The 9,941-nt window shown below is 71.6% G+C and carries 8 protein-coding genes; 6 read left to right on the top strand and 2 right to left on the bottom strand.

What is annotated here, in order from left to right:
- Positions 1–71: 71 nt before the first annotated feature.
- Entirely contained in the window at positions 72–2,426 is a 2,355-nt protein-coding gene (locus ACFV88_RS33980; RefSeq protein ID WP_385496009.1) for an ABC transporter family substrate-binding protein, read from the bottom strand.
- 872 nt (positions 2,427–3,298) lie between these two features.
- Here ACFV88_RS33980 and ACFV88_RS33975 point away from each other — a divergent pair.
- The 4 genes from ACFV88_RS33975 to ACFV88_RS33960 are packed head-to-tail and all read left to right on the top strand — an operon-like array spanning position 3,299 to position 7,262.
- Positions 3,299–3,643, top strand: a complete 345-nt coding sequence (locus ACFV88_RS33975; protein ID WP_385496007.1) for a hypothetical protein — start codon at positions 3,299–3,301, stop codon at positions 3,641–3,643.
- Between the two features lie 60 nt (positions 3,644–3,703).
- On the top strand, positions 3,704–4,525 hold the full coding sequence (locus ACFV88_RS33970; protein WP_385496006.1) for a hypothetical protein: 822 nt from the start codon (positions 3,704–3,706) through the stop codon (positions 4,523–4,525).
- Positions 4,525–6,480: a fumarate reductase/succinate dehydrogenase flavoprotein subunit gene (locus ACFV88_RS33965; protein ID WP_385496005.1), complete on the top strand. Its 1,956-nt coding sequence runs from the start codon at positions 4,525–4,527 to the stop codon at positions 6,478–6,480. Before ACFV88_RS33970 ends, ACFV88_RS33965 begins: the two co-directional genes overlap by 1 nt.
- Positions 6,477–7,262, top strand: coding sequence for a succinate dehydrogenase/fumarate reductase iron-sulfur subunit (locus tag ACFV88_RS33960; protein ID WP_385496004.1), 786 nt, complete (start codon positions 6,477–6,479; stop codon positions 7,260–7,262). Before ACFV88_RS33965 ends, ACFV88_RS33960 begins: the two co-directional genes overlap by 4 nt.
- Before the next feature lie 70 nt (positions 7,263–7,332).
- On the opposite strand, the gene ACFV88_RS33955 is transcribed toward ACFV88_RS33960, so the two are convergent.
- Positions 7,333–7,869, bottom strand: coding sequence for a class IV adenylate cyclase (locus ACFV88_RS33955; protein WP_385496003.1), 537 nt, complete (start codon positions 7,867–7,869; stop codon positions 7,333–7,335).
- 131 nt (positions 7,870–8,000) lie between these two features.
- Here ACFV88_RS33955 and ACFV88_RS33950 point away from each other — a divergent pair, with 131 nt between their 5' ends.
- On the top strand, positions 8,001–9,251 hold the full coding sequence (locus ACFV88_RS33950) for a helix-turn-helix domain-containing protein (RefSeq protein ID WP_385496002.1): 1,251 nt from the start codon (positions 8,001–8,003) through the stop codon (positions 9,249–9,251).
- 96 nt (positions 9,252–9,347) lie between these two features.
- Positions 9,348–9,776, top strand: a complete 429-nt coding sequence (locus tag ACFV88_RS33945; RefSeq protein ID WP_385496000.1) for a hypothetical protein — start codon at positions 9,348–9,350, stop codon at positions 9,774–9,776.
- The last annotated feature ends 165 nt before the right edge of the window (positions 9,777–9,941 follow it).

Below are 9,941 nucleotides of genomic sequence, written 5' to 3'. Positions count from 1 at the left end.
GCGCGGTCCGGCCCCCGGCCGACCGCACCGGGGGACGCGGGCTGAGGGCCCGGGACTTGCGGGCTGCCGGCTCAGGGCTTGCGGGCCACGGCCTTCGTGAAGCCGATCTCCTCGTAGCGGGGGGTCTCGAAGCCGAAGGCGCCCGCATTGGCCAGGTTCTTGCGGGCGGCCACCAGCTCCGGGCGCTGGTAGAGGGGGATGGAGCCCGCCGCGGCCCAGATCCGGGCGTCCGTCTGCCGGACCAGCTCGCGGGCCTCCTTCTCGTCCAGCTCACCGGCCGCCTGGTCGAACAGCTGGTCGATGTGGTCGGTTCCCACCCGGGTGTAGTTCTGCTCGACGTTCAGGGACCCGTCGGCCGCCGGGACCGGCTTGGCGTAGATGGGCCGGGCGTCGGTGGCCGGGTACGCGGTGGCCGGCCAGGAGTACAGGGCCAGGTCGTAGCCACCGGAGGCCACGTGGTCCCGGAAGTAGCTGTCGTCGGCGACCTTCGTGGTCTCCGTACGGATGCCGATCCGCTCCAGCATCCGCGAGATCCGCTCCCCCACCGCCCGCAGCGACTCCGAACCCGGCCCGGACGGCAGCACGAACCGCAGGGCCAGCGGCTTCCCGTCCTTGGCGAGCGGCCCGGACGCCGCGCCCGCGGCCGAGGTGGCGTCGGGCGCCGGGGTGTTCGGCGCGGCGGTGCCCCGGGGCGCGTACGCCCCCGGGGCGCCGCCCTGTCCGACCCGCTGTCGGTCGGCCCGTTCGCCGTCGTCGGCCGCCGTGGCGAACCGGGCGGCCTGACGCTTGACCGCCCGTTGCTGGAGCGCGGCGGTGCTGGACGCGGGGGCGAGGACGGCGTCCGCGGACGCGGTGCCCCTGGCGGGGGCGCGGTCACCGGGCTTGGGGTCGTCCCGGCCCACGATGTACGTCCCGTCGCCGTCGGCGTCGGCGTCGGCGTCCCGGGCCGTGCCGTCGCCCGCGGCATCGGACTTCGCGGCGTCGCCCTCCTTCCGCTCCGCGCCGTCCTTCGCGTCCTTGGCGTCCTTGGTGTCTTCGGCGTCCTTCGTGTCCTTGGTGTCCTTGACCGTGCCGCCGGGCACCCAGCCCGCGTCGGCGAGCAGGGCGCGGGCCTCGGCGGTGTCCTGTTCCCCCAGCGCACCGCTGTTGTCGGCGTACGCGGCCTGCCCGGCGAGCGCCAGGTGGCTGCCGACCGGTTCCGCGGGGAGTCCCAGCGGCTGGAGGACGACGGTGGCCAGTTCCTGGCGGTCGAGGGCGCGGGCCACCGCCCGTCGCACCCGTTCGTCGGCGAGGGGGCCGGTGGAACCGTTGAGGGCGAGCTGGGTGTACGCGGGCTCCAGGGACTTGCGGACGGCGAAGTTGCGCAGCCCCGCCTGCTCGTCCGCGTAGTTCTCGATGGCCTTGCGGGTCTTGGCGCGGGCGAGCTGTTCCGCGTCGGCCGCCTCCTCGTCGTCACCGTATGCGATGGCCCAGGAACGCAGGGCCTGGCCCGGGCTGGTGGCGGCGCCCGGGCCGTGGGCGAGCGGGCCCGACGCGCCCTTGTCGCGTTCGGCGAGGCCGATGCGGCGGGCGTCGCCGGGGCCGATCTCGGCGAGGTCCACCTTGCCGTCGGCGAGGGCGGCGGCCCGCTTCTCGCGCGGTACGGCCTTCAGGACGATCTCGTCGAGCTTCGCGGGACGGCCCCACCAGCGGGCGCTGCGGCGGAGCGTGATCTCGCCGCCCTTCTCGTCGACGCGGTCCACGGCGAACGGTCCCGCCGACACCTTCAGCTTGCCGCGGGCGCCGTCGTTGAAGCCGTCCGGCGTCCCCATGACGTCCTTCGGGTACAGCGGGGAGAACAGCGAGCGCCAGTCGGCGTACCGCTTGGCGAAGGTGACCCGCACCTCCAGGTTGTTCGCGCCGCGCTCGATCCGCTCGATGCGCTCGTACCCTGCGTTGCGGGCGGTCCAGTACGCGGTGTCCTTGCCGGACAGGGCACGCCACTGGGCGAGGAAGTCGTCGGCGCCGATCTCCCGGCCGTCGCTCCACACGGCCTGTTGGTTGAGCTTGTAGAGGACCACCTGCTTGGGCGCGGTGGAGACCACCTTCGCGGACTCCAGGTAGTCGGGGTTGTACGCGGGGCGGCCCCGGGCGTCGAGCCGGAACATCGACGGGAGGGTCGCCTGTGCCACTCGGGTGGTGGCGGGGCCGGCGTCGGCCTGGAAGGTGTTCAGGGTCTCCGGGAAGGCGTCGACCGCCCAGGTGAGGGTGCCTCCGTCGGCGACCTCGGTGCGGGCGGCGAGGGCGATGTCGTGGGCCGCGGCGGGGGTGGAGTCGCGGTCGTCGCCCGATCCGCAGGCGGTGAGGACCGGGAGCGTGAGGGCGCCCGCCGTCAGGAAGGCGACCGAGCGCATGACCGTGCGCAGTCTGAGGCCGTCGTGGGACATCCGTGTACCTCCGGGGTCGCCCGTCCCCCGGAGGTACGGCGCCTCGCGGCGGGGGTCGGTGTGATCACGTGTGGTGATATTTGGAGCTGATCAGATCTATGGCCCCACGGAACCCGACCCGTAACGGCCCCCGACCGCGACACGTCGAGGGATGCGTGAAGCTCACTCGGGCGGCGGAACGATTCGCCTGCGGCGGCTCTTCGGTGGGGTCGCGGGGCCCGTCGGTCGGGTTCGCGCTTCCCCGCGCCCCTTCCGTACGACCTGCCGGGCGTGCGCCGCCCCGTGCCGTGCGCTGTGGTCTCGCGCAGTTCCCCGCGCCCCTTCGGTACGACCCACCGCGTGTGCGCTGCCCCGTGCCGTGCGCTGTGGTCTTGCGCAGTTCCCCGCGCCCCTTCGGTACGACCCACCGCGTGTGCGCTGCTCCGTACGGTGCGCTGAGAGCTCGCGCAGTTCCCCGCGGCCCCGTTCATCGTGGCGCCACCGCGCACGCCGCACGGGATCGGCCGACGCCGGCCAGGGCGCACCGTCAGGGGCGCGGGGAACTGCGCGAAGCCACAGCGCACCGCGCCGAGCAGCGCACGTCGAGCAGATCGCACCCGCTCAGGGGCCGCGGACCTGCGGCGGGGCGTCGCCGACACCCCCCGGGTGACCGGAAGCAATCCAGTCAGTGGACGGCCGACCGGACCGCGCCCGGTGCGGACGGGGAACCGGGCGCCACCTGCGCACGTGAGACCCCTCTCACCCCACGCCCACCACCACTACCGGACAGTGTCAAGAAAGCGCGGCCGGCGTCTTCCCAAGTCGCGATGTGACACGGAACACTCGCAGCGCATGAACATTGCCGCCCGCCATCGCGGAAATGAGGGCAAATCATGTCTGTCCAAGACGACTTGACGGCTGTACAGCGCTGCATCGACGACCTGACCCGAACCGTCGGACGGCTGGCGGAGCACGTCGGGCGGGACGGACTGGAGATCCGACGGGTCCGTACCGACGCCGCTCACCTCAGGGAGAGCATCGACCTCCTGAGGGAGGTCCACACGGCGGACGGTGGACCCGGCACCAAGGGCGGTACGCACCGACGACCGACCGCCGCCCCGCACCGACCGGCCCCCGAGCCGGACGTCGTACGGATTCCCGACACCCCGTACGACAGCACCCTGTGGACGGACGCGGACGACGAGGGACTCGGCGCTCTGCACCGCCACGGCCCCTGAGTCGCTCGCGGCCCGGGGGCCCCGCCCCGAGCCCGAGTCCCGACCCGAGTGGAGTCCTCGTTGGCCACTGGCACGGAACCCCCCATCCCCCGCGGCGGTGTCAGAACAGGCACCCGCGCCGCCATCGACGCCCCGCACCTGCGCACCGACCGCTGGTGGCTGGCCCCCGCCGGTACCGCGGCCGGGCTGCTGGCCTTCATCGTCTACTCGACGTGGCGGGCGTTCGCGAACACCGACTACTACGCGGCCCCGTACGTCTCCCCCTTCTACTCCCCCTGCCTCGCCGAGAACTGCGCCCCGATGCGCGACGGCCCCAACTGGGAGGTCCTCGGCGGCTGGTGGGGCCTGTCCCCCGCCCTGATCGTGCTGGTGTTCCCGCTGGGTTTCCGCCTCACCTGTTACTACTACCGCAAGGCGTACTACCGGGGCTTCTGGGCTTCGCCGCCCGCCTGCGCGGTGGCCGAACCGCACCGGAAGTACAGCGGTGAGACCCGGTTCCCGCTGGTCCTCCAGAACCTCCACCGGTACTTCTTCTACGCGGCGCTCCTCGTCGCCGTCGTCCTCACCTACGACACCGCCCTGACGTTCCGGGACGCGGACTACGCCTGGGGGCACATGGGCCTGGGCACCCTCGTCTTCCTCGTGAACATCGTGCTGATCTGGGCGTACACGCTGTCCTGCCACTCGTGCCGGCACATCGTGGGCGGACGGCTCAAACACTTCTCCAAACATCCCGTCCGCTACCGGCTGTGGGGGTGGGTCGGCAAGCTCAACGCCCGCCACATGCAGCTCGCGTGGGCGTCCCTGGTGAGCGTGGGGCTCGCCGACTTCTACGTGTACCTCCTGGCCAGCGGTGCACTCGACGATCCGAGGTTGTTCTGATGCTTCAGGTGGAACGGCAGCAGTGGGATGTTGTCGTGGTGGGCGCCGGTGGCGCCGGACTGCGGGCGGCGATCGAGGCGCGGGAACAGGGCCTGCGGACGGCGGTGATCTGCAAGTCGCTGTTCGGCAAGGCGCACACGGTGATGGCCGAGGGCGGCATCGCGGCGGCGATGGGCAACGTCAACTCGGGCGACGGCTGGAAGGTCCACTTCCGCGACACCATGCGCGGCGGCAAGTTCCTCAACCAGTGGCGGATGGCGGAGCTGCACGCCCAGGAGGCGCCCGACCGGGTGTGGGAACTGGAGACCTGGGGCGCCCTCTTCGACCGCACCCACGACGGCCGCATCTCGCAGCGCAACTTCGGCGGCCACGAGTACCCGCGCCTCGCCCACGTCGGCGACCGCACCGGTCTGGAGTTGATCCGCACGCTCCAGCAGAAGGTGGTCTCCCTCCAGCAGGCCGCGGCGACCGAGTCCGGCGACCACGAGTGCTGCCTCAAGGTGTTCCAGGAGTACACGGTCACCCGCATCCTGAAGGCTCCGGACGGGCGGGTGGCGGGTGTCTTCTGCTACGAACGCGAGACGGGTCGTTTCCTCGTCATCGAGGCCCCCGCGGTGATCCTGGCGACCGGGGGCATCGGCAAGTCCTTCAAGGTGACGTCCAACTCGTGGGAGTACACGGGCGACGGGCACGCGCTGGCGCTGATGGCCGGGGCGCCCCTGGTGAACATGGAGTTCGTGCAGTTCCACCCGACGGGCATGGTCTGGCCGCCCTCGGTGAAGGGCATCCTGGTCACCGAGTCGGTGCGCGGGGACGGCGGAGTCTTGCGCAACTCCGAGGGCCGGCGCTTCATGTTCGACTACGTGCCCGACGTCTTCAAGGAGAAGTACGCGGAGACGGAGGAGGAGGGCGACCGCTGGTACGAGGACCCCGACCGCAACCGTCGCCCCCCGGAACTGCTGCCCCGCGACGAGGTGGCCCGCGCGATCAACTCCGAGGTGAAGGCGGGCCGCGGCTCCCCGCACGGCGGCGTGTTCCTCGACGTCTCCACCCGCATGCCGGCGGAGGTGATCCGACGCCGCCTTCCTTCGATGTACCACCAGTTCAAGGAACTGGCGGACGTCGACATCACGGCCGAGCCGATGGAGGTCGGGCCCACCTGTCACTACGTCATGGGCGGGGTCTCCGTGGAATCCGACACGGCGGCGGCCCGCGGGGTGCCCGGGCTGTTCGCGGCGGGCGAGGTCGCGGGCGGCATGCACGGCTCCAACCGGCTCGGCGGCAACTCCCTGTCCGACCTGCTGGTCTTCGGCCGCCGGGCGGGACTGCACGCGGCCCGGTACGCGGCCCGGCTGACGGACGAACGCCCGGTCGCGGCGGACGAGCAGATCGAGGAGGCGGTGACCGAAGCGCTCCGGCCGTTCGGCACGGAGGACACCGAAGCGGCGGACTCAGCAGGGACGTCGGACGCGACACTGCCGCCGGAGAACCCGTACACGTTGCACCAGGAACTCCAGCAGACGATGAACGACCTGGTGGGCATCATCCGCCGGGAGGCGGAGATGACCCGGGCGCTGGAGCGGCTGGAAGACCTGCGGGTACGGGCGCGCCGGGTGACCGTCGAGGGGCACCGGCAGTTCAACCCGGGCTGGCACCTCGCGCTCGACCTGCGGAACATGCTGCTGGTCAGCGAGTGCGTGGCGCGGGCCGCGCGGGAACGCACCGAGAGCCGGGGCGGCCACACCCGTGAGGACCGCCCGGGCATGGAGCGCTCCTGGCGCAACGTCAACCTGCTGTGCTCGCTCACCGGGCCCCTGAGCGCCGGACGGGACCCCCGCGAGGCACAGATCGACCTCACCCGCGTCGAGACCGACCCCATCCGCTCCGATCTGCTGGCCCTCTTCGACAAGGAGGAGCTGGTCAAGTACCTCGCCGAAGAGGAGCTGTACGAGTGACGACCTCCGCATCCACCAGTTACGAGGCACACTTCCGGGTCTGGCGCGGGGACTCCGGCGGCGGTGACCTGGGCGACTTCCGGGTGGAGGTGAACGAGGGCGAGGTGGTCCTCGACATCATCCACCGCCTCCAGGCCACCCAGGCGCCCGACCTCGCGGTCCGCTGGAACTGCAAGGCCGGCAAGTGCGGTTCGTGCAGCGCCGAGATCAACGGGCGTCCGCGGTTGCTGTGCATGACCCGGATGTCGGTCTTCGACCGCAGCGAAACCATCACGGTGACGCCGCTGCGGGCGTTCCCCGTGGTCCGGGACCTCGTCACGGACGTGGGCTTCAACTACACCAAGGCCCGCGAGATCCCGTCCTTCGTCCCGCCGCCGGACCTGGCGCCCGGCGAGTACCGCATGCAGCAGGAGGACGTGGACCGGCCGCAGGAGTTCCGCAAGTGCATCGAGTGCTTCCTGTGCCAGGACACCTGTCACGTGGTCCGGGACCACGAGGAGAACAAGGCGGCGTTCGCCGGTCCGCGGTTCCTGATGCGCATCGCCGAGCTCGACATGCATCCGCTGGACGCCGCGGCCGACACCGGTCTCGACCGCAAGACCACCGCGCAGGACGAGCACGGGCTCGGGTACTGCAACATCACCAAGTGCTGTACGGAGGTCTGTCCGGAGGGCATCCACATCACCGACAACGCGCTGATCCCCCTCAAGGAGCGGGCCGCCGACCGCAAGTACGACCCGCTGGTCTGGCTCGGCAACAAGATCCGCCGCCGCGGCGAGTAGCCCGCACGGGGCGTACGTCCGTACGGGGCGGTTGCGCGGTACGGGGTCCGGCCCGTCGCGGTGGTGAACGTCAACCTCCGCGGCGGGCCCGGACGGCGTCGGTGTAGGTGTCGCTGGTCAGGGCGTCCGGCCCGATGCCCAACTCGGTCAGTACGGCGCGGATGTCGGTCAGGGCGGCAGGTACGTCCGCCTCGTCCACCAACGTCTCGACCTCCAGGTACGTGCCGTCGAGCTCGGGCACCCGGACCAGGGTCGCGAGCATGCGCCGCCCGTACGCCTCGAAGGCGTGGTTGCGGCAATGCTTCTCGAAGGCGATGCGTTCGACGTGACCGAGGGACCGGAGGATCGCGTGCGCCGCTGCGGCGTCCGCGACCTCGGTCTCGTACTCCGGTTTGGAACCCGACTCCGTGTCCACGGCGGCGCCCTTGTAGGTGAGGAGGGTCCGTGTCCCGTGCGTACCGTGCACGGTCCGCAACCGGAGCTCTTGATCCGCCCGGTCGTAGTAGGTGTCCCGGTACACCTCGACCCGAGCGGGGGCACGCGCGTCCAGTCGCCGCCCGATCAACTCGGGCTCGACCACGTACGCCTTCAGCTCCGCCTCGATCACTGCCGTCCTCCGACCCCCGTCGACAGCTACCCGCCCCCGGCGTACCCGCCGGATGTTCGGCTTTCCTCGGTGTCCCCGACCCGTGCCGCTCCGCGTACATTGCGAGTGTCAGCAACGTGAGGGGAGTCAGTATGCCCAAGCACACCGACACTTCCGTACCGCCCGGAGCGCACCTCAAGGCGCTGAGGCTCGCGCGGGGGCTGACCCAGGAACGACTCGCCGAGCGGGCCGGCGTCAGCCTGGGCGTGGTGAAGAAGCTGGAGCGCGGCGGAACCGCCCGGCTGGGTACGTACCATTCGCTGGCACGGGCCCTGGGCGTTCGTACGTCACGGATCTTCGACCCTTCGGGACCGCACGCGACCACCCGTTCGGACGACGACAACATCGACTTGATGCCGCTGCGTCAAGCCATCGCGCCACCCGTCACCTTCACCGGACGCATTGAGGTGGACCACGGCCCGTCAGGGGACGAACCCGACCTGGAACGGCTGCGATCAGCCGCACACGAAACCGGTGCGGCCTACCACCGGGACGACTACGCCCACGTGGCCGCGGTGCTGCCCCTCCTCGTGCGCTCTGCCCACGCCGCAGTCGAGTTCCACGGTGGCGGGCCCCAGCACGAAGCGGCCCTGCGCATCCGGTCCAACGTGCTCCAGATGGCCGGTCGTTACCTCACCCAGGTACGTGCCTACGACCTCGCGCACACCGCGCTGCGGGACGCCATCGAGGACGCGTTGCGCGTCGACGACTCCGCGGGCGTCGCGGCAGCCGTCTACCAGCAGGGATGGTTGCTCATGCGGCAGGGCCGACTGGACGAGGCGGAACAGGTGAGCGTGGCCACCGCCGAAGCCATCGAGCCCCGCATGTCCCGGGCCACCCGCTCGGCGCTGGGTGCGTGGGGCAAGCTGCTGGTGCACGCGAGCGCCGCGGCAGCCCGGAACAACCGGCCACGGGAGGCGCGGGACATCCTGCGGTTGGCGGGCGCGGCCGGGACCGCGTTGGGTGACCGGCAGGCCGTCGAGGTGTCGAGTTGGGGACGTTTCGACCGGCGGACGGTGGCCTTCCAGGCGATCGAGAACCAGCTCGTGGCCCAGCGCCCCGAACGGGTCCTCGGCCTGGCGGCCCGGGTGGGGCCACCGACGGACACGAAGGGCCGGACCTTCATGCGTAGGCACCTCCTGGACGTGGCACAGGCGCACGTGATGCTCCAGCAGTACGACGACGCGTCCGACGTCCTGTGGTCACTGTTCGACGCGACCCCGGAGTGGCTGCGCCACCAGCGCATGGCCGCGGACACCTTCGGTGACGTGACGCGCGGCACGAGGCGGCGCCATCTGTCGCAACGTCAAAGGGACTTGGCCGCCTTCTTCGGGACCCAGTAACGGACACGGAACGTGGTCCCCGTGCCGCGGCGGGCGGCGACGAGTGCCACGGAACGTGACTGTCGGTCACGGGGGCGTGCGCCGTAGCTTCGCGGTATGGACGCCAGCGCCGCCAGCGACTACCTCAGCCCCGTCACCTCGACCGAACCGGACGACCCGCCGCTGCTCAGCGACCGGCTCACCGCGTGGGCCCGTTCCCGGGACATCGGGGAGCGGGCCGCGGTCGCCGCGCTCATCGAGGAGGGCGATGTCCTGGCCCGCGAGGACGTACGACACCTCCTGATCGCGGAGACCGACCGCACCGCGTCCTGCGACTGGCCCCGCTTCGAGGCCCAGTACCGGACCGCGCTCGTACTGACCACGAGCGAACGGGCCTTCCTGGACCTCGTCGTCGCGGTCGGGTTCCCCCGGCTGGTTCCGTTGTGGCAGGTGGAGAACCTGGGCGACCGGCGGCTCGCGGTCGTCCTTCGCGCGCTCGCCGCCCTCGCCGGCAGCGAGACGGTGGCCGTGGGGACCCGCGCCTGATGCTCTGCGCTCGCTGCGGCCGCCCGATCCTGAGCGCCGAGCCCCACCGCGTTCACTACCGTCCCTCCATGTCCGGGCCCGGGTACACATTCCGCACGCACGAGGACTGCCCGGACCGCACCGCCCGGCGCGCACGGCCCCGCCCTCTCGAACGGAACGATCTCC

Source organism: Streptomyces sp. NPDC059816 (assembly GCF_042732055.1).
Classification (GTDB): Bacteria; Actinomycetota; Actinomycetes; order Streptomycetales; family Streptomycetaceae; genus Streptomyces.
Note: the sequence above shows the minus strand (reverse complement) of the source record. Positions and strands in the feature narration are given on the sequence as shown.